The following is an 18,126-nucleotide window of genomic DNA, read 5'->3' as shown; positions in this document are numbered from 1 at the left end:
ATGGGTCACAAGGTTCAGCCGACTGGCTTCCGTCTCGGCATCACCGAGGAGTGGCGTTCCCGCTGGTACGCCGATAAGAACTATGCCGAGAACCTCGGCAACGATCTCGCCATCCGCTCCTACCTCGAGAAGCGCCTCGCCAAGGCCGCCCTCTCCCGCGTCGACATCGAGCGCGCCGGCGACAAGGTCAAGGTCACGATCTACACCGGCCGTCCCGGCATCGTGATCGGCAAGAAGGGCGCCGACATCGACGTCCTGCGCTCCGACCTCGAGAAGGTCGCGGGCGTCGGCAAGGGCATGGTCGCCGTTGACGTCATCGAGGTCAAGCGCCCCGAGCTCGACGCCAACCTCGTCGCCCAGTCCATCGCCGAGCAGCTCGAGGGCCGCGTCGCCTTCCGTCGCGCCATGCGCAAGGCCGTCCAGTCCGCCCGCAAGGCCGGCGCCAAGGGCATTCGTATCCAGTGCTCCGGCCGCCTCAACGGCGCCGAGATGGGCCGTCGCGAGTGGTACCGCGAGGGTCGCGTGCCCCTGCACACCCTGCGTGCCGTGATCGACTACGGCCAGTCCACCGCTCGCACCACCATGGGCGCCTGCGGAATCAAGGTTTGGATCTACTTCGGCGAGAAGCTCCCCGGCCAGGCCACGCCTCGCCCGGCGCTCGAGGGCTCCAGCCGTCCTCGCCGCGGTCGCAATGAGAGGAGGGGCCGTTAATGCTCGCACCTAAGCGCGTTCTTCACCGCAAGGTCCAGCGTGGCTCCATGAAGGGTCACGCCAAGGGCAACACCCAGCTGCACTTTGGCTCCTATGGCATCCAGGCCCTCGAGGCCCACTGGATCACCAACCGTCAGATCGAGGCCTGCCGTGTCGCCATGACCCGCTACATGAAGCGTGGCGGCAAGGTCTGGATCACGATCTTCCCGGACAAGCCCATCACCAAGAAGCCCGCCGAGACCCGCATGGGCTCGGGCAAGGGCAACCCCGAGGAGTGGGTGGCCGTCGTCAAGCCGGGCCGCATCATGTTCGAGATTGATGGCGTGTCCGACGAGGTGGCTCGCGAGGCTCTCCGTCTGGCCCAGCACAAGCTGCCGATCAAGACCAAGATCGTCGCCCGCACCGACCAGGACGGGGAGGAATAGGCAATGAAGTACACCGACATCAAGGCCATGAGCGACGACGAGCTCGCCAAGAAGCTGGAGGAGGGCCGCGCCGAGCTGTTCAACCTCCGCTTCCAGATGGCCACGAGCCAGCTTGACAACACGGCCCGCGTCAAGACCGTGAAGAAGGACATCGCGCGCGTCCTCACCGAGCAGCGCGCCCGCCAGATCGCGGCTGAGAAGTCCGCCGCGCAGAACTAGATCGCAGGAGAATGACTATGGCTGAGACCGAGAAGAGGAACGCGCGCAAGGTCGTCACCGGGACGGTCGTCTCCATCTCTGGCGACAAGTCCATCACGGTGAAGATCGACTACCGCAAGCGTCACCCCAAGTACGGCAAGATGATGACCATCTCCAAGAAGCTCCACGCTCACGACGAGAAGAACGAGTGCGGCGTCGGCGACACCGTCACCGTCATGGAGACTCGTCCGCTTTCCAAGACCAAGCGTTGGCGTCTCGTGGAGATCGTCGAGCGCGCCAAGTAAGTATCAGTGACGAGCCCTGCCCACGTGCGTCGCACGTAAGGACGCACCTCTGGGCGGGCACACGTTCGGAGGAACACCAATGATTCAGATGGAGACCATGCTCAACGTCGCTGACAACAGCGGCGCTCGACGCGTGAAGTGCGTCAAGGTCCTCGGTGGCTCCAAGCGTCGCTACGCCGGCCTGGCCGACGTCATCATCGGCGCCGTGCAGGAGGCTACCCCGGGCGGTTCCGTGAAGAAGGGCGACATCGTCCGCTGCGTCATCGTGCGCACGGTCAAGGAGACCCGTCGCAAGGACGGCAGCTACATCCGCTTCGACCAGAACGCCTGCGTCCTGGTCAACAAGGATGGCGAGCCCAAGGGCACCCGTATCTTCGGGCCCGTCGCCCGCGAGCTGCGCGACCACAAGTACATGAAGATCGTCTCGCTCGCGCCTGAGACGCTCTAGGGAGTGAGGACGAATGGCTAAGATGCATGTGAAGAAGGGCGACAAGGTCGTCGTCCTCTCCGGTAAGGACAAGGGCAAGGAGGGCGAGATCCTCCGCGCCAAGCCCGCCGAGGGCAAGGTCATCGTTGAGGGCGTCGCCATGGTCAAGAAGGCCGTGCGCCCCAACGCCCAGAACCAGCAGGGCGGCATCATCGAGCAGGAGGCCGCGATCGACGCCTCCAACGTCATGCTCATCTGCCCGAGCTGCGGCAAGCCCACGCGCGTCGGTCACGACGTGAACGACGAGGGCAAGAAGGTCCGCGTGTGCAAGAAGTGCGGCGCCAAGTTCTAAGGGACTGAGCCGCATATCATTCCGGGGAGCCCCCGGATTTCCTACGAGAGACGCGTCTCGCGAAACCTCTCTTTGGAAATCCGGGGGCTCCTCGCATGCAGTTTCTAGCCCAGGCCCTTAGAACTTGGTGTCGCCCTGGTCTGTGCTCCGTCTGGAGACGTGTACTCAGATGCGGATTTGAGTACTGGCTGATACTCAGATCGGGAACTGAGCGACCGCCCGACGGAACGGTCCTGCGGAAACGTGCTATCGCGCACGGCGGGCCGCGGCTGCTGATACTCAAATCCGGATTTGAGTGCAGCGGCGTGCTCAGTTCCGGAAATGAGCAACGCCCCATGCTCAAATCCGGATCTGAGCGCCTGGTGGAGGAGCCATATAGCCTGGCGCGCAACGACGACCTGCGGGTCTGCGCAGCCCTCGCGCCCGTGGCGCCGGCACGCGGACCCTCAAGCCCCCGCCCGCGCACTCAAATCCGGATTTGCGTGCCAGCCCGTGCTCAGATGCGGATTTGAGTACTGGCAGATACTCAGATTCGGAACTGAGCGACTGCTCGGCGGATCGGACCTGCGGAAACGTGTCGTCACGCGCGGCGGGCCGCAGCCGCTGATGCTCAAATCCGGATTTGAACAGGGGGTGGTACTCAGATGCGGAACTGAGCGAGGCCGATGCTCGGAAGCGCATCTGAGTGGCGAGAAGGACGTGCGAGAAGAACGGGCGTGAAGGACGTGGCGCCGAGCGGGTTGGCTGAGAGTGAATGTGCATAAACGGTGCGTCGTTCTTCTCGGTTTTCCTTTTGTGGAGAAAGGGCGTATTATGTTTCCTTGCGTCTCTGGGTAGGGAGGATTCTGTCCAGTGCGCATGACAAGGCTCCCGGCCCCGCCAAGGCAGGGAGGTGCGAGGTTGGAAACCCCGTGCTGAGAACCCCAAGAGTTGAAGGAGTGGACATGGCAGACAAGTACGTACCGCGTCTCAAGGAGCAGTACTTCGCCACCGTGCGTGACGAGCTCCAGAAGCAGTTCGGCTACAAGAACGTTCACCAGATTCCGAAGATCGAGAAGATCGTCGTGAACATGGGCGTCGGCGAGGCCGCCACGGACGCCAAGGCCATCGACGGTGCCGTCGCTGACCTGCGCGCCATCACGGGCCAGCAGCCCCTCGTGACCCACGCCCGCAAGTCCATCGCGACCTTCCACCTGCGCGCCGGCATGCCGATCGGCGCCAAGGTCACCCTGCGTGGCGACCGCATGTGGGAGTTCTTCGATCGTCTCATCTCCATCGCCATCCCGCGCATCCGCGACTTCCGCGGCATCTCCCCGAAGAGCTTCGACGGCCGTGGCAACTTCTCCATGGGCGTCACCGAGCAGCTCATCTTCCCGGAGATCGACTTCGACAAGATCGACCACACCCGCGGCATGGACATCACCATCGTGACCACCGCCCAGACCGACGAGGAGGGCAAGGCGCTGCTCAAGGCCTTCCACTTCCCGTTCAAGGCTGAGTAGGTCAAATACCGACAAAGGCGTCCCGGCGCGGCCGGGACGCCCGGATTGCAATGAAGGAGGATTTGTGGCTAAGACATCGATGATCGTCAAGGCTCAGCGCGAGCCGAAGTTCTCGACGCGCAAGCAGAACCGCTGCCAGCGTTGTGGGCGTCCCCACTCCGTCTATCGCAAGTTCGGCCTCTGCCGCGTCTGCTTCCGCGAGCTTGCGAGCAAGGGCGAGCTTCCCGGCGTCCGCAAGGCGAGCTGGTAGGGACCCCGGGGCTCTGGCGTCCAGGCGCTTGCGCCACGGGTGCGAGCGAACCGGACACGCAGGTTCATCATTACCGAAGGAGAATGATCCATGAAGATCACTGATCCCATTTCTGACATGCTGACGCGCATCCGCAACGCGAACGCCGCCAACAAGGCCGAGGTCTCCATGCCCTCGACCAAGGTGCTCGTCGAGATTGCCCGCGTCATCTGCGAGGAGGGATACATCGCCGGGTACGAGGTCGAGGACACGACCCCGCAGAAGACCCTCCACATCACGCTCAAGTACGGCGCCCGTCACGCGAAGGTCATCCGTGGCATCCGCCGCATCTCCAAGCCCGGCCTGCGCATCTACTCCACCGCGGAGAAGCTCCCGCGCGTGCTCGGCGGCCTCGGCACCGCCGTCATCTCCACCTCCAAGGGCATGATGTGCGACCGCGACGCCCGCAAGCAGGGCATCGGCGGCGAGGTCATCGCCTACATCTGGTAACTCACGGCAGGAATGAAAGGAGACAACCGTGTCTCGTATTGGTAAGCAGCCTGTCCAGGTTCCCGCCGGAGTCACTGTGACAGTCAACGGCAGCACCGTCACCGTCAAGGGCGGCAAGGGCGAGCTCACCCGTACCTTCTCCGATCTCGTCGAGATCAAGGAGGAGGGCGAGGAGCTTCTCGTCGTCCGCGTGGACGAGTCCACCGCCTCCAACGCCCAGCAGGGCCTCACCCGCACCCTTCTCCACAACATGGTGATCGGCGTCTCCGAGGGCTTCGAGAAGAAGCTCGAGCTCACCGGCGTCGGCTACCGTGCCGCGCTCAAGGGCAAGGATCTTGACCTCTCGCTCGGCTACTCCCACCCGGTGGTCTACCCGGCCCCCGAGAACATCACCTTCGAGGTGCCCGACAACACCCACATCAACGTGAAGGGCATCTCCAAGGAGCAGGTCGGCCAGGTGGCCGCCGAGATCCGCATGAAGCGCCCGCCCGAGCCGTACAAGGGCAAGGGCATCCACTACGTGGGCGAGCACATCCGCAGGAAGCTCGGCAAGGCCGCCAAGTAGTCTTCGGCCAGGCAGCGAAAGACCATCACCCCGTCAGGTGATGGCACGTCTAAGGAGAAGGAATGAACAAGCAGCAGGCGAAGAAGGCCGGTCTCAAGCGCCGCGAGCGCCGCGTCCGCGCCAAGATCTTCGGCACCGCTGAGCGTCCGCGCCTCAGCGTGCACCGCACCAACGCAAACATCTACGCTCAGGTCATCGACGACGCCGACGGCAAGACCATCTGCTCTGCCTCGACCCTCGACCCCGAGTTCCGCGCCACGGGCAAGATCGGCTCCAACAAGGAGGCCGCTGAGTTCGTTGGTGAGCTCGTGGGCAAGCGTGCCGTCGAGAAGGGCGTCACCACGGTCACCTTCGACCGCGGTGGTCGCATCTATCACGGCCGTGTCAAGGCTCTGGCAGACGGTGCCCGCAACGCGGGCCTGAAGTTCTAGGAGGATTCAATGGCACGAGATCGTAAGCGCCAGCAGGACACGGATCTTCAGGAGCGCGTCGTCTACATCCACCGCGTCTCCAAGACCGTCAAGGGCGGCCGTCGCATGTCCCTCGTCGCCCTCGTGGCCGTCGGTGACGGCAAGGGCAACGTCGGCCTCGGCATGGGCAAGTCCGCCGAGGTGCCCCTGGCCATCCAGAAGGGCATCGAGGACGCCAAGAAGAACATGTTCCACGTGCCCGTGACCGAGCACGGCACCATCCCGCACACCGTCGAGGGCCACTACGGCGCCGGCCGCGTTCTCATCAAGCCGGCCATCGAGGGTACCGGCGTCATCGCCGGCGGCCCCGTCCGCCCGCTCTTCGAGCTCGCTGGCATCACCAACGTGCTCTCCAAGTCCCTTGGCACCAGCAACGCGATGAACATCATCAAGGCCGCCGCCGAGGGCCTCAAGGAGCTCTCCAGCCCCGAGCAGGCCGCCGAGCGCCGCGGCATGACCGTGGGCGAGATGTTTGTCGGGAAGGAGAACTAGCGATGGCTCAGTCCCTCAAGATCAAGCTCGTGCGCAGCGCCGTTGCCTCCGTCAAGAAGGACCAGACGGCCACCTGCCGCGCCCTCGGCCTCCGCAAGATCGGCGACGTCGTCGAGCAGCCGGACAACCCGAGCATTCGTGGAATGATCTTCAAGGTCAAGCACCTTGTCACCGTGGAAGAGAACTAGGAGTCACTCATGCAGCTCAACGATCTGCGTCCCGCGGAGGGCTCGCGCAAGAACCGCAAGCGCATCGGCCGCGGCAACTCGTCCGGTCACGGCACCACGGCCGGTCGCGGCACCAAGGGTCAGCTCTCCCGTTCCGGCGGCGGCAAGGGCAAGGGCTTCGAGGGCGGCCAGCAGCCGCTCGCGATGCGTCTCCCCAAGCTCCCCGGCTTCACCAACCACAACCGCGTCGAGTACGCGCCGGTGAACGTCGCCCGCCTCGAGGCGCTGTTCGCCGACGGTGAGACCGTCGACGCCGATTCCCTGGTTGCCAAGGGCGTCATCAAGCACAACTATATTCCCGTGAAGGTCCTCGGCGACGGCGAGCTGACCAAGAAGCTCACCGTCAAGGTGGACAAGGTCTCCGCCTCTGCCCAGGCTAAGATCGAGGCGGCCGGAGGAAAGGTCGAGCAGGCGTGCTAAAGGGAATCGCCAATGCGTTTCGCATTCCGGAACTGAGGCAGAAGCTCCTGCTGACGGCAGGCATCCTGCTGCTGTATCGCTTCGGCGCCTATCTGCCCGTTCCGGGCGCGCCGTTCCAGGAGATGCTCGGCGCCTATCAGGCCGGGCTCTCCTCGAGCGGTGCCATGGCCGTGCTCAACCTCTTCTCAGGTGGCGCGCTTTCCCGCATGTCCGTGTTCAGCCTCGGCATCATGCCCTACATCACCGCGCAGATTATTCTGCAGCTGCTGCAGGCCGTGATTCCGTCCCTCGGCGAGCTCGCAAAGGAGGGCGAGGCCGGCCAGCGTAAGATCACGCAGTACACGCGCTATCTCACGATCGGCCTCGCCCTGCTCAACGCCATCGGCTACCTGTTCCTCTTCAGGAGCTACGGCGTGAGCTTCTCCAACATCGGGGTCCCCGAGCTTCTCCTTGACGTCATCGTCGTCTTCACCATGGTGGTCGGCGCGATGATCATCATGTGGCTCGGCGAGATCATCACCCAGCGCGGCGTGGGCAACGGCATGTCGCTCATCATCTTCGCGAACATCATGTCCGGCATCCCGACCGCCCTCATCACCTCCGTGACCGGCGTGGGCAACATCGTCCTCACCATCGTCACCCTCGTGGTGATCATCGCTGTCATCCCGCTCATCGTGTACGTGGAGCGCGGCCAGCGCCGCATTCCCATCCAGTATGCGAAGCGCGTCGTCGGGCGCAGGATGATGGGCGGGCAGTCCACCTACCTTCCGATCAAGGTGAACACCGCCGGCGTCGTGCCGATCATCTTCGCCTCGGCGATCCTGTATCTCCCGGCGCAGCTTGCGGTCTTCTTCCCCAACGTCGACTGGGTGCAGGCCTTCGCGAACGCGCTCTCTGCCGGCTGGATCAACTGGGTGCTTTCCGTCGTCCTGATCGTGGCCTTCGCCTACTTCTACTCCTCCATGGTGTTCAACCCCACGGAGACGGCTGACCAGCTGCGCAAGCAGGGCGGGTTCATCCCGGGTGTGCGTCCCGGCGCCGCGACGGCTGCCTACATCAAGAGCACGATCGACCACATCACGCTGCCTGGCGCCCTCTTCATGGCGGTCCTGGCCGTGGTGCCCACGATCATCTTCTCGTTCACCGGCAACTCGCTCATCCAGGCCTTCGGCGGGACCTCGGTCCTGATTATGGTCAGCGTTGCCATGGACACGCTCTCCTCCATCGAGAGCCAGCTCAAGATGCACAATTACGACGGCTTCTTCAAGTAGCGGTCGTGAAAGGGTAGAGCAAGGCAATCAGAAAGGCGGTCGGCATCATGAACATCGTTCTTCTCGGCGCTCCCGGCTCCGGCAAGGGCACCCAGGCGCAGAAGCTCGTGGCGGAGTACGGCTTTGCCCACATCTCCACCGGCGACCTCCTCAGGGCCGCCATCAAGGAGGGCTCCAAGCTTGGCAAGAAGGCGAAGGGCTACATGGATGCCGGCCAGCTCGTTCCCGACGCCCTGGTCGTCGACCTCGTCAAGGAGCGCCTCGAGGCCGATGACGCGCAGAAGGGCTTCATCCTCGACGGCTTCCCGCGCAACACCGCGCAGGCCGTGACGCTCGACTCCGAGCTCGCCGCGATGGGTCGCACGCTCGACGCCGCGCTGCTCATCTCGGTTGAGCCCGACGTCATCGTGGAGCGCCTGAGCTCGCGTCGCACCTGCCGCTCCTGCGGCTACACCGCCCCCGCCGGCGTTGACACCTGCCCGCGCTGCGGCGGCGAGATGTACCAGCGTGACGATGACAAGCCGGAGACGATTCAGCATCGCCTGGACGTCTACGAGTCCCAGACGTCCCCGCTGATTGAGTACTACAAGGGACACGCGATCCTCAAGGAGGTTGACGGAGACCGTCCCGTCGACGAGGTGTATGCCGACGTCAAGACGCTCCTCGCTCTATGATCAACATAAAGTCACCTGTTGAGATCGAGCAGATGAAGGCCGCCGGGGCTCTGTCCAAGGCGGCCCTTCGTCGTGCCGGGGCATGTGTGCGACCCGGCGTCACCACCAAGGAGCTCGATCAGGTCGTAGAGGGCTTCATCCGCCTTCACGGCGCCGTCCCCACCTTCAAGGGATATGGCGGATTTCCGGGCAGCATCTGCTCGTCCGTGAACGAGCAGATCGTCCACGGCATCCCGTCGCCCGCCGTCGTGCTCCAGGAGGGCGACATCATCTCCATCGACACCGGCGCCACCTACCAGGGCTGGGTCGGAGACAACGCGTGGACCTTCTACGTGGGCGAGCCCTCCGAGGAGTGGCGCGCCCTCTGCGAGTGCACGCGCGACTGCCTCAAGGCCGCGATCGAGCAGGCGGTCCCCGGCAACCACCTCGGCGACATCGGCGCCGCGGTCCAGGAGCTCGCCGAGTCGAACGGCTACGGCGTGGTCCGCGACTACGTGGGCCATGGCGTCGGGCGCGTCATGCACGAGGACCCCGAGGTCAGGAACTACGGCAGGCGCGGGCGTGGCGTGCGCCTGCAGGCCGGCATGGTCGTCGCAATCGAGCCCATGATCACGCTCGGCACCTATCAGTGCGAGACGCTCGCCAACGGCTGGACCGTCGTCACCCGCGACGGCAAGCCTGCCGCGCACTACGAGAACACCGTCGCCGTTACCGAGGACGGGCCCGTCATCCTCACGCAGGACGAGAAGGGCCCGTGGTGTCCGATGGAGGGCGGCGCCGAGGAGTAGGCACCTCATCGTCCACGCTGCATTGACGCTGTTATGTGCGTCTGGTGCAGCGTGGACGAGCATGTGAATTTTAGGTATGATTGTTGGTCGCTGTAAGAGCGGGGAAGGGTGTGATTTTGAGCAAGCAGGACGCTATCGAGCTCGAGGGCAAGGTCGTCGAGCCACTGCCCAACGCGATGTTCAACGTTGAGCTTGAGAACGGCAAGACCATTCTCTGCACCATCTCGGGGAAGATCAGGATGAACTACATCCGCATCCTCCCCGGCGACCGGGTCGTCGTGGAGATTTCTCCCTACGACCTCACGAGGGGACGCATCACCTACCGCTACAAGTAGGGTCCCCACACACAGCCTGGGATATTCACGCCAGCGGCTGGGCGAGGAGATAGGTTCGTATCAGCACTAACCGGAAGGAAAGTCTCATGAAGGTACGTCCTTCGGTCAAGAAGATGTGCGACAAGTGCAAGATCATTCGTCGCCACGGCAAGGTCTACGTCATCTGCGAGAACCCGCGCCACAAGCAGCGTCAGGGCTAAGGAAGGAGCTCCAAGTTGGCCCGTATTAACGGCGTCGACCTGCCGCGCGACAAGCGCGTCGAGGTCGGACTCACCTACGTCTACGGCATCGGCCAGACCCGCGCCACCAAGATCTGCGCGGAGACCGGTGTGAACCCCGACACCCGCGTCAAGGACCTCACCGAGGACGAGGTCACGAAGATTCGTGACTTCATCGACGCGAACTACACCACCGAGGGCGACCTTCGCCGCGAGGTGCGTCAGAACACCGCCCGCCTGATGGAGATCGGCTGCTACCGCGGCCTCCGTCACCGCAAGGGCCTCCCTGTCCACGGTCAGCGCACCCACACCAACGCTCGCACCCGCAAGGGCAAGAAGCGTCAGATCGGTGCCAAGAAGAGGGGCTAGGGAGTAGACAATGCCGCAGAAGAAGAACCAGCGCACCACGCGCGTGCGCCGCTCCGAGCGCAAGAACATCGCCGTGGGCCAGGCCCACATCAAGAGCACGTTCAACAACACGATCGTCTCGATCACCGATCCCCAGGGCAACGTGATCTCCTGGCAGTCCGGCGGCACCGTCGGCTTCAAGGGCTCCCGTAAGTCCACGCCGTTCGCCGCGCAGCTCGCCGCCGAGGCCGCTGCCAAGGCGGCCATGGAGCACGGCCTGCACAAGGTCGCCGTCTTCGTGAAGGGTCCCGGCTCCGGCCGCGAGACCGCCATCCGTTCCCTCCAGGCCGCCGGCCTCGAGGTTTCGGGCATCCAGGACAAGACCCCCATCGCGCACAACGGCTGCCGTCTGAGCAAGCGTCGTCGCGTGTAGCTAGGAGGAGTATCAATGGCTATCGATAGGACCCCGGTCCTCAAGAGGTGCCGCCAGCTCGGCATCGACCCCGTTGTGATGGGTATCAACAAGACCTCCAACCGCGAGCCCAAGCGTCGTCGCCGCCAGGAGAGCGAGTACGGCATCCAGCTCCGCGAGAAGCAGAAGGCCAAGTTCATCTACGGCGTTCTCGAGAAGCAGTTCCACGGCTACTACGAGAAGGCCCTCAAGCTCGAGGGCATCACCGGCGACAACCTGATGGCCCTTCTCGAGCGCCGTCTTGACAACGTCGTCTTCCGCCTCGGCTTTGCCCGCACCCGCAAGGAGGCCCGTCAGACCGTCCGCCACGGCCACATCACCGTGAACGGCCGTCGCGTCGACATCCCCTCCTTCCAGGTGAAGGCCGGCGACGTCGTCGCCGTGGCCGACAAGGCCAAGGACCTGCTCCCCATCAAGGAGGCCCTCATCTCCTCCGAGCACATGGCCGTTCCCGCCTGGCTCGAGGTTGACATCGAGAAGCTCAAGGGCACCGTCCTCCAGCTCCCCACGCGCGATCAGATCGACCTTGACATCGACGCGCAGCTGATCGTCGAGCTCTACTCCAAGTAAGCCCGACCAGATTTGGAGGTAGCAATGTCCGAATTCATCCGACCGCAGGTGTCGGTAGAGGAGATCAGCGAGAACCTCGCCCGCGTGAGCGCCGAGCCGCTCGAGCGTGGCTATGGCGACACGCTTGGCAACTCCCTCCGTCGCGTCCTGCTCTCGTCGCTGTCTGGCGCGGCCGTCGAGGCCATCCAGATCGACGGCGTGCAGCATGAGTTCACGACCGTCGAGGGCGTCTACGAGGACGTCACCGACATCGTGCTCAACGTCAAGGGGCTGGTCTTCCGCTCCATGGGAACCGGCGACGAGGCCGAGGCGTCCCTGTCCGTCGACGGCCCGATGACCGTCACGGGCGGCGACTTTGACATCCCGGCCGAGTTCGAGCTCGTCAACCCGGATCACGTCATCTGCACGCTCGGCGCGGGCGCCCACCTCACCATGAAGATGCGCGTCGGCGTCGGCCGCGGCTACGTGTCCGGCGAGGACAACGAGCGCGAGAGCGACCCGATCGGCATCATTCACGTCGACTCGCTCTACTCGCCCGTCAAGCGCTGCGCCAAGGCCGTCGAGGCCTGCCGCGTCGGCCGTCACACCGACTACGACCGCCTCGTGCTCGAGGTGGAGACCAACGGCTCCATCTCCCCGCGTGACGCCGTCGTCGAGGCCGCCAACATCATCAACCAGCACATGACCGCGTTCATGAGCCTGACCGATGAGGACGAGCCGGTCGAGGATGCCTCCATCTTCGCCACGGGCACCGTAGAGGACAACGTCGAGCTCGACAAGCAGATCGAGGACCTGGACCTCTCCGTCCGCTCCTACAACTGCCTCAAGCGCGCCGGCATCCACTCCGTGCGCCAGCTCGTGGAGTTCTCCGAGAACGACCTTCTCAACATCAGAAACTTTGGCGTCAAGTCCATCGAGGAAGTCAAGGACAAGCTCGAGACCATGGGCCTGTCCCTCAAGGCCTAGGCGCGCCGGATTTAGGAGAAGCAAGAAATGCGACACAACAAGAAGAGGGGCATGAAGCTCGGCACCGACGCCAGCCACACCAAGGCCATGAAGAAGAGCCTCATCCGTGCCCTGTTTGAGAACGACCGCATCAAGACCCTCGACCAGCGCGCCAAGGCCGTCCGCGGCGACGTTGACAAGGTCATCACCTGGGCCAAGAAGGGCGACATCGCGAGCCGTCGCCTCGCCATCGCCAAGGTGGGCGACAAGGAGCTCGTCCGCGAGGTCTTCGAGAAGGCCGCGCAGGGCATGTGGGCCGACCGCAACGGCGGCTACACCCGCATCATGAAGCTCGGCCCCCGCAAGGGCGACGCCGCCGAGGTCGTGATTCTCGAGCTCGTGACCGAGCCCGTCACGCCCAAGGCCGCCCCCAAGGCCAAGGTCACCAAGGTCGAGGCCGCCCCGGTCGAGGAGCCCAAGGCCGAGGAGGCCGCTCCCGCCGAGGAGAAGGACGCCGAGTAGCGTTCCTGGCAAAGACGGTAACTTCGAGCCCCGGCCCTGCCGGGGCTCTTTGCGTGCCGGGGCATGATGGGGCTGACGAGAAGTACGAGCGGGAGGTGAGCGCGTGATCGAGCTAAGTGACGTGGGGTTCTCCTACGGTACCGCCGATGTTCTGCGCGGCGTCTCGCTCGTCGTGCGCCCCGGCGAGCGCGTCGTGCTGCTCGGTAGGAACGGGTCGGGCAAGTCGACCCTCTCCCGGCTCGTGAACGGCTCGCTGGCCGCCTGCTCCGGCGAGGTGGCCGTGGATGGCATCGCATCGACCCCAGAGACGAGAAGGGCCATCGCCTCCGCGGTCGGCTACGTGCGCCAGGACCCCAGGAACCAGATCGTGAGCCCGCTCGTGCTCGATGAGGTCGAGTTTGGCCCTCGCAACCTCGGCCTGCCCCGGGAGGAGGTTCGGAAGCGCGCTGAGAGAGCCCTGGAGGCGTGCGGGATCGACCGGCTGCGCACCCGCATGACCGACGAGCTCTCGGGGGGTCAGCAGCAGCTCCTCTCCCTCGCGGGCGTCCTTGCGATGGAGCCGCGCTACCTCGTTCTGGATGAGGTTGGGTCCCATCTGGACGAGGCCTCGCGCGCCGTCATCGCCGACCTTGTGCGCCGTCTCGTGCGTGGGGGGACGGGCGTTCTCGAGGTGGCGCACGGTCCCGAGGCGCTCTTCGGCGCCTCGCGCGTCGTCGTGCTGGAGGGGGGCCGCATCGCCTGGGAGGGGCGCCCCGACGACTTCCTGCGCTCCGAGGGCGCCCTCAAGGCGAGCGGCCTTGCCGATGACCCGCTCGCGGCCCCTCTGACCGAGCTCGTGAGGGGCGGCGGCATGCTGGGGGAGCGGCCCGATCATGCCGACCTTGCCACCGTGCTCGCGGGGTCGGACGTCCCGGGAGGGGAGGTCGGACGCTCGGGACGGCACAGGCTCGAGCTCCGGAACGCGAGCGTCAGCTATGACGGGCTTGTCGCGCTGGACGACGCCACGCTCGCCTGCTCTGGCGTCACGCTCCTGCTCGGCGCCTCGGGGTCGGGCAAGACCACGGCGGCACGCACGCTCGCCGGGGTGCTCGTCCCTGACGCCGGAAGCGCGCTGCTCGATGGCGCGCCCGTGAGCGCGGGGGAGGTCGGCCTCTCCTTCCAGCGCCCCGAGGACCAGCTCTTTGCTGACACGGTCCTCGAGGACCTCTCCTTCGCCCCGCGCATGCTCGGCCTGGGCCCCGATGAGGCGGATGCGCGCGCCCGCGAGGCGGCGGAGCGCCTGGGGGTGACCGGCGACCTGCTCGATCGCTCTCCCTTCGAGCTCTCGGGCGGCCAGATGCGCCGCGTGGCGCTTGCCGGCGTCCTGGCGGCGCACCCGCGCGCCTGCGTCTTCGACGAGCCCTCCGCCGGCCTGGACGCCCCGGCGCGCAGGGCGCTGCGCGAGCTCGTCTCGTCGCTCGCGCGAGAGGGGGTGGCGGCGCTCGTGGTGACCCACGATGCCGCCGAGTGGCTCGACGTCGCAGATGACGTGGTCCTTCTCGCCAGAGGGCGCGTCGTTGCGCGGGTCGGGGCGAAGGAGGCCGCGCGCTCGCCCGAGCTCTTCCGCGCGGCGGGCATGGAGCCGCCGCTTCTGGTCCGCGCGCGGGCGATGGCGCAGGGGGGTTCCCATGCGTAGGATGCTCGCCCCGGGGGCATATAGACCAGGTGAGACGCTCGTGCACGGGATTGACGCGCGCGTGAAGATCGTTGCGCTGCTCGTGGCGTCGGCGACGGCCTTTGCCGCCCCCGCGCCGCGGGGGGTCGTCGTCGTGGCGGCGGGGCTTCTCGTGGCGCTCGCCGCGAGCGGGACCTCGCCGCGCCGCGTGCTCATGGCGCTTCGACCGGCGCTCGTCATCCTGGGCATTTCCCTTCTGGCGAACGGCATCGTGCTCGTGGGGCAGCCGGGGGTCTCGGTAGAGGGCCTCGCGCGCTCGGCCACGGCCATTGCGAGAATCGTGATCGTGGTGGGCCTTGCGCTCGTGTTCTCGTCCACCACGATGCCGCCCGCCATTGCCGACGGCATCGCCGCGCTCATGGCGCCCCTCGCCCGCCTGGGCGTGCCCGTGGGCGGGCTGTCGACGGCCGTGTCGGTTGCCCTGCGCTTCATCCCGCTCGCCTCCGAGGAGGTCGAGCGCATCAGGTGCGCGCAGCGGGCGCGTGGCGCGAGGCTTGACGAGGGGGGCGTCATCGGGCGCCTCGCGGGCTGGGGGCAGGTGCTCGTGCCGCTCGTCGTGAGCCTCTTCCGCCGCGCCGACGAGCTGGCCGCCGCGATGGAGGACCGCTGCTTCACGGGCGAGCAGACCTCGATGCGGGGCCGCCTCTCCCGCGGCGACGTCGCGGTCCTTCTCGGCGTGGCGGCGTGGGCGGCGTGCGCGCTGCTCGCCTAGGGCGAGGCGGCGCCTCCGGCCGCGGCGCCGCCTCGCGGCGGCCGTGCTACCCTTGCATGAGGGAAGGAAGGAGACCCATGTCAGACGGCGGGACCCTCGTCATACGGCTCGGCTACCGCGGCGCGGGGTTTGCCGGCTTCGCGGAGCAGCCCGGCGGCGTGCGCACCGTCGCGGGGGAGCTGCGGCGCGCGCTCGAGACCGCGCTCCGGCGCCCCTGCGAGCTCGTCTGCGCCGGCAGGACCGACGCGGGCGTCCACGCGCTCTCGCAGTACGTGAGCGTGCCCGTCTCGGGCGAGGAGCTCGCGCTCCCGGGCGCAAGGCTCGTCCGCTCGCTGGTGGCGCTCACCCCGGATGACATCTCCATCCGGGGCATCTACCGGGCCCCCGCGGGCTTCTCGGCCCGCTTTGACGCCGTGAGCCGCAGCTATCGGTATCGAATCGCCACGACGGAGGCGCGCCCCGTGCTCGCGTGGGATCACGCATGGTGGTACCGGGGGCGGCTCGACGTCGAGGCCATGGCGCTCGCGGCGAGGCCCCTGCTCGGCGAGCATGACTTCAGGAGCTTCTGCAAGGCCTCCTCGGCCGTGGACAAGCCGACCTGCCGCTACGTGTCCGCGCTCGACGTGTCGCGGGTCGAGGAGGCGGGCGAGGAGCTCGTCGCGATCGACGTGACCGGCAACGCGTTCCTGCACAACATGGTGCGCACCATCGCCGGGACGCTCGTGGAGGTGGGGCGAGGACACCGCGACCCGTCCTGGGTCGAGGGGGTGCTCGCGGCGCGCGAGCGCACGGCGGCCGGCCCCTGCGCGCCCGCGAAAGGACTGACCTTCGTCGGGGTAGAATACCCCGAGCTAACTCTGGCGCCCTGGGAGTAGCCTCCTTCGGGCGCATGCCTGTTTGGAGGATGCCGTGGAGCTCATCATTCACGTGCTCGAGCACAGCCTCTGGGACACGCTCGAGCTGGTTCCCTTCCTGCTCGTCACCTACCTCGCGATGGAGGCGATAGAGCACTCGGCGGGGGCGCGCGTGCAGGCCGCCGTCGAGCGGTCCGGCAAGGCGGGCCCCGTCGTGGGGGCGGTCTTGGGGGCGCTCCCGCAGTGCGGGTTCTCCGCGATGGCGGCGACGCTCTACGCGGGGCGCGTGGTCACGGCGGGAACGCTCGTCGCGGTGATCCTTTCGACCTCGGACGAGATGGTGCCCGTGTTCCTGGCGCACCAGGAGCCCCTGACGCGCATGCTCTCGATTGTGGGGGCCAAGGTGGCCGCGGGCATCGTGGTGGGGCTGCTCGTGGACGTGGCGCTGCGCCTCAGGCACCGTGGGGGGGACGGGCGCCTGCACATCCACGAGCTCTGCGAGCGCGAGCACTGCCACTGCGACGACGGCGACCACGATCACGGCCATGGGCACGGCCATGGCAGGTGGGCCATCCTGCGCTCCGCGCTCGTCCACACGGTCCAGGTCACCTTCTTCATATTCGTGGTGACCTTCGTCTTTGGCCTGCTGATCGAGCTGGTGGGGCAGGATGCCCTCGGCGCGCTTCTTGCCAACCATCCCGTGCGGGCGACCTTCCTCGCGGCGCTCGTGGGGCTCATCCCCAACTGCGGGGCGAGCGTGGCGATCACCGAGCTGTATCTCGACGGCGTTCTCAGCTCGGGGCCCATGCTCGCGGGACTTCTCGCATCGGGCGGCGTCGGCCTGCTCGTGCTCTGGCGCACCAACGCCGACGTGCGCCAGAACGCGGCGATCACGGCCTTCGTGTACGCGGTCGCCGTGGCGATTGGCCTTGTGGCGGGCGCCTCGGGTATCCTGTTATAGATTGGGGCCGCGCGAGAAGGGGAGGCGAGGGCCATGCCGCTGCGAAAGAGGGAGCGCTTCGAGAGGACCGACGTCCCGGAGGAGAGCCCGTACCGGAACGTGATCGGCGCCGTCGTGTGCGTGGTCGTGCTCGCCGCCGCCGCCCTGATAGTCCACTTCGTCTGGGAGCGCGTGAGCCTCGAGAGCCGTCTTGGCGACGTCGGGCTCTCGGACTCCCTCTCCGCCCAGCCCGCCTCGACCGTCACCGAGGGGACCTCCTACGTCGCCTCGACGGACGACCACGAGACCGTCCTTCTCCTCACGACGGACGACCTCGAGTCCGGCGCGCTCTCGGCCGTCAGGATCCTCGACGTCAACCGCACCCAGGGCACGGCCGTGCTCGCCAACGTGCCGGTGACGGCGCGGGTGACCTCGGGCGAGACGGCCTCCTCCGTGGCGGACCTCTTTGCGGCGTCCGGGGGCTCCGCGTGCGTGGCGCCGCTGTCCCAGGCGACGGGCGCCTCCTTCGACCACGTGGTCGTGGCGACGGGGGACGTCGTGGAAGAGGCGGCCTCGCTTGCGGGGACGGGCGCTTCCGAGCTCGTGCGCTCGGCCTCGGGCCTGCTCGCCAAGATGAGGACGGACATGGACGCGGCGGATCTTCTCGCCCTCGCCGAGTCGCTCTCCTCCGTTGGGACGGCCAACATCGCCGTGGCGGAGGCGCCGGTCGCCCCGGAGACCGTCACGGACGAGGCGGGCAACGTCGTCGAGACGGGGCTGCAGCTCGTCGACCGCGTGCAGCTCTGCGCCACGCTCGGGCTCATCGTCCCGGCGGCATAGGGCCGGGCCGTCTGCGCGGGGCGTCCGACGTACACGTGACGTCCATCACTGTGCTCATTTTGCCAAGGCGTTCCGCGTGCGTTCAGCTGC

Annotated in this window: 29 protein-coding genes; all 29 read left to right on the top strand. The window is 66.6% G+C overall.

The genetic code is table 11. The features are described 5' to 3' along the window. The 29 genes from rpsC to ACULPM_RS04105 all read left to right on the top strand — a co-directional run bounded on the left by rpsC (nucleotide 1) and on the right by ACULPM_RS04105 (nucleotide 18,036). A complete protein-coding gene (rpsC, locus tag ACULPM_RS04245) occupies nucleotides 1-711 on the top strand; it encodes a 30S ribosomal protein S3 (RefSeq protein ID WP_075279257.1) in 711 nt (236 codons plus the stop codon). Beyond that, nucleotides 711-1,136: a 50S ribosomal protein L16 gene (rplP, locus tag ACULPM_RS04240; RefSeq protein WP_075279258.1), complete on the top strand. Its 426-nt coding sequence runs from the start codon at nucleotides 711-713 to the stop codon at nucleotides 1,134-1,136. Before rpsC ends, rplP begins: the two co-directional genes overlap by 1 nt. A gap of 3 nt (nucleotides 1,137-1,139) precedes the next feature. Continuing rightward, nucleotides 1,140-1,355, top strand: a complete 216-nt coding sequence (rpmC, locus tag ACULPM_RS04235) for a 50S ribosomal protein L29 (protein ID WP_075279259.1) — start codon at nucleotides 1,140-1,142, stop codon at nucleotides 1,353-1,355. 17 nt (nucleotides 1,356-1,372) lie between these two features. Then, complete coding sequence (rpsQ, locus tag ACULPM_RS04230) at nucleotides 1,373-1,639, top strand: 30S ribosomal protein S17 (protein ID WP_075279260.1); 267 nt, start codon at nucleotides 1,373-1,375, stop codon at nucleotides 1,637-1,639. A 79-nt stretch (nucleotides 1,640-1,718) separates the two neighbouring features. Further along, nucleotides 1,719-2,087 (top strand): 50S ribosomal protein L14, encoded by a 369-nt coding sequence (gene rplN / locus ACULPM_RS04225; RefSeq protein ID WP_075279261.1) that lies wholly within the window; start codon nucleotides 1,719-1,721, stop codon nucleotides 2,085-2,087. A 13-nt stretch (nucleotides 2,088-2,100) separates the two neighbouring features. After that, on the top strand, nucleotides 2,101-2,418 hold the full coding sequence (gene rplX, locus ACULPM_RS04220) for a 50S ribosomal protein L24 (RefSeq protein ID WP_286163253.1): 318 nt from the start codon (nucleotides 2,101-2,103) through the stop codon (nucleotides 2,416-2,418). Between the two features lie 944 nt (nucleotides 2,419-3,362). After that, nucleotides 3,363-3,920 (top strand): 50S ribosomal protein L5, encoded by a 558-nt coding sequence (gene rplE / locus ACULPM_RS04215; protein WP_075279263.1) that lies wholly within the window; start codon nucleotides 3,363-3,365, stop codon nucleotides 3,918-3,920. A gap of 64 nt (nucleotides 3,921-3,984) precedes the next feature. Next, the gene (locus ACULPM_RS04210; protein ID WP_075279264.1) at nucleotides 3,985-4,170 is read left to right on the top strand and encodes a type Z 30S ribosomal protein S14; all 186 of its coding nucleotides are present in this window, start codon (nucleotides 3,985-3,987) and stop codon (nucleotides 4,168-4,170) included. 90 nt (nucleotides 4,171-4,260) lie between these two features. Then, nucleotides 4,261-4,659 (top strand): 30S ribosomal protein S8, encoded by a 399-nt coding sequence (gene rpsH / locus ACULPM_RS04205; RefSeq protein WP_075279265.1) that lies wholly within the window; start codon nucleotides 4,261-4,263, stop codon nucleotides 4,657-4,659. A gap of 28 nt (nucleotides 4,660-4,687) precedes the next feature. Beyond that, nucleotides 4,688-5,224, top strand: a complete 537-nt coding sequence (gene rplF, locus ACULPM_RS04200) for a 50S ribosomal protein L6 (protein WP_167929802.1) — start codon at nucleotides 4,688-4,690, stop codon at nucleotides 5,222-5,224. Nucleotides 5,225-5,286: 62 nt separating this feature from the next. Beyond that, nucleotides 5,287-5,655: a 50S ribosomal protein L18 gene (gene rplR / locus ACULPM_RS04195; protein ID WP_075279267.1), complete on the top strand. Its 369-nt coding sequence runs from the start codon at nucleotides 5,287-5,289 to the stop codon at nucleotides 5,653-5,655. A gap of 9 nt (nucleotides 5,656-5,664) precedes the next feature. Beyond that, a complete protein-coding gene (gene rpsE / locus ACULPM_RS04190) occupies nucleotides 5,665-6,186 on the top strand; it encodes a 30S ribosomal protein S5 (protein WP_075279268.1) in 522 nt (173 codons plus the stop codon). Between the two features lie 2 nt (nucleotides 6,187-6,188). Next, nucleotides 6,189-6,374: a 50S ribosomal protein L30 gene (gene rpmD, locus ACULPM_RS04185; protein WP_075279269.1), complete on the top strand. Its 186-nt coding sequence runs from the start codon at nucleotides 6,189-6,191 to the stop codon at nucleotides 6,372-6,374. 9 nt (nucleotides 6,375-6,383) lie between these two features. Beyond that, nucleotides 6,384-6,833 (top strand): 50S ribosomal protein L15, encoded by a 450-nt coding sequence (rplO, locus tag ACULPM_RS04180; RefSeq protein WP_075279270.1) that lies wholly within the window; start codon nucleotides 6,384-6,386, stop codon nucleotides 6,831-6,833. After that, complete coding sequence (gene secY / locus ACULPM_RS04175) at nucleotides 6,827-8,104, top strand: preprotein translocase subunit SecY (RefSeq protein ID WP_167929803.1); 1,278 nt, start codon at nucleotides 6,827-6,829, stop codon at nucleotides 8,102-8,104. Before rplO ends, secY begins: the two co-directional genes overlap by 7 nt. Before the next feature lie 47 nt (nucleotides 8,105-8,151). Beyond that, complete coding sequence (locus tag ACULPM_RS04170; protein ID WP_417802794.1) at nucleotides 8,152-8,778, top strand: adenylate kinase; 627 nt, start codon at nucleotides 8,152-8,154, stop codon at nucleotides 8,776-8,778. Further along, a complete protein-coding gene (gene map, locus ACULPM_RS04165) occupies nucleotides 8,775-9,566 on the top strand; it encodes a type I methionyl aminopeptidase (RefSeq protein WP_445331181.1) in 792 nt (263 codons plus the stop codon). Before ACULPM_RS04170 ends, map begins: the two co-directional genes overlap by 4 nt. Before the next feature lie 116 nt (nucleotides 9,567-9,682). After that, on the top strand, nucleotides 9,683-9,901 hold the full coding sequence (infA, locus tag ACULPM_RS04160) for a translation initiation factor IF-1 (RefSeq protein WP_072374229.1): 219 nt from the start codon (nucleotides 9,683-9,685) through the stop codon (nucleotides 9,899-9,901). A gap of 86 nt (nucleotides 9,902-9,987) precedes the next feature. Continuing rightward, entirely contained in the window at nucleotides 9,988-10,101 is a 114-nt protein-coding gene (gene rpmJ / locus ACULPM_RS04155; RefSeq protein WP_013252436.1) for a 50S ribosomal protein L36, read from the top strand. Between the two features lie 15 nt (nucleotides 10,102-10,116). Next, nucleotides 10,117-10,488: a 30S ribosomal protein S13 gene (gene rpsM / locus ACULPM_RS04150; protein WP_075279273.1), complete on the top strand. Its 372-nt coding sequence runs from the start codon at nucleotides 10,117-10,119 to the stop codon at nucleotides 10,486-10,488. Between the two features lie 10 nt (nucleotides 10,489-10,498). Next, nucleotides 10,499-10,900, top strand: coding sequence for a 30S ribosomal protein S11 (rpsK, locus tag ACULPM_RS04145; protein WP_075279274.1), 402 nt, complete (start codon nucleotides 10,499-10,501; stop codon nucleotides 10,898-10,900). A gap of 15 nt (nucleotides 10,901-10,915) precedes the next feature. Further along, nucleotides 10,916-11,509 (top strand): 30S ribosomal protein S4, encoded by a 594-nt coding sequence (rpsD, locus tag ACULPM_RS04140; protein WP_167929806.1) that lies wholly within the window; start codon nucleotides 10,916-10,918, stop codon nucleotides 11,507-11,509. 24 nt (nucleotides 11,510-11,533) lie between these two features. Continuing rightward, nucleotides 11,534-12,475 carry a DNA-directed RNA polymerase subunit alpha gene (locus ACULPM_RS04135; protein WP_167929807.1) on the top strand — a complete coding sequence of 314 codons (942 nt, stop codon included), beginning with the start codon at nucleotides 11,534-11,536 and terminating at the stop codon, nucleotides 12,473-12,475. A 27-nt stretch (nucleotides 12,476-12,502) separates the two neighbouring features. Then, nucleotides 12,503-12,976 (top strand): 50S ribosomal protein L17, encoded by a 474-nt coding sequence (rplQ, locus tag ACULPM_RS04130; RefSeq protein ID WP_075279277.1) that lies wholly within the window; start codon nucleotides 12,503-12,505, stop codon nucleotides 12,974-12,976. A 103-nt stretch (nucleotides 12,977-13,079) separates the two neighbouring features. Then, a complete protein-coding gene (locus ACULPM_RS04125; RefSeq protein WP_445331180.1) occupies nucleotides 13,080-14,651 on the top strand; it encodes an ABC transporter ATP-binding protein in 1,572 nt (523 codons plus the stop codon). Continuing rightward, nucleotides 14,644-15,402, top strand: a complete 759-nt coding sequence (locus tag ACULPM_RS04120) for an energy-coupling factor transporter transmembrane component T family protein (RefSeq protein ID WP_445331179.1) — start codon at nucleotides 14,644-14,646, stop codon at nucleotides 15,400-15,402. Before ACULPM_RS04125 ends, ACULPM_RS04120 begins: the two co-directional genes overlap by 8 nt. Before the next feature lie 77 nt (nucleotides 15,403-15,479). Next, entirely contained in the window at nucleotides 15,480-16,277 is a 798-nt protein-coding gene (truA, locus tag ACULPM_RS04115) for a tRNA pseudouridine(38-40) synthase TruA (RefSeq protein ID WP_445331178.1), read from the top strand. Between the two features lie 34 nt (nucleotides 16,278-16,311). Then, nucleotides 16,312-17,217, top strand: coding sequence for a putative manganese transporter (locus ACULPM_RS04110; RefSeq protein ID WP_445331177.1), 906 nt, complete (start codon nucleotides 16,312-16,314; stop codon nucleotides 17,215-17,217). 33 nt (nucleotides 17,218-17,250) lie between these two features. Next, a complete protein-coding gene (locus ACULPM_RS04105; protein ID WP_445331176.1) occupies nucleotides 17,251-18,036 on the top strand; it encodes a hypothetical protein in 786 nt (261 codons plus the stop codon). Nucleotides 18,037-18,126: the final 90 nt, after the last annotated feature.

Source organism: Thermophilibacter sp. ZX-H3 (assembly GCF_052599055.1).
This window is presented reverse-complemented; position numbering and strand designations above follow the sequence as displayed.